Here is a 242-nt window from a genome sequence, read left to right as displayed (position 1 = left end):
CATCGGCCGAAGGCAACAGCGTCGACGCCCGCCTCGCCCGGGCGGAGACCAAGCTTGCCGCCGGCGACCTGCAGGAGGCCGTGGGAATCGTCGAGCAGATGCCCGAACCGGCTAAGGGCGAGATGGCGAGCTGGCTTGAGCAGGCCCGCAGCCGGATCGCGGCGGAGCAGGCGCTGTCTCAGCTCAGCAGCCAGCTGATGAGCTCTATCGCCGCGCCGAAGAGCGGCAACGGCCCCGACAGC

At 70.7% G+C, this 242-nt stretch carries 1 protein-coding gene; it reads left to right on the top strand.

What is annotated here, in order from left to right; translation table 11 throughout:
- A partial coding sequence (locus R0J87_RS23880; RefSeq protein WP_498889510.1) for a mitofilin family membrane protein occupies window positions 1–242 on the top strand: 242 nt, incomplete at both ends.

The organism is Halomonas sp. SIMBA_159, from assembly GCF_046536035.1.
GTDB lineage: Bacteria > Pseudomonadota > Gammaproteobacteria > Pseudomonadales > Halomonadaceae > Vreelandella > Vreelandella venusta_A.
This window is presented reverse-complemented; position numbering and strand designations above follow the sequence as displayed.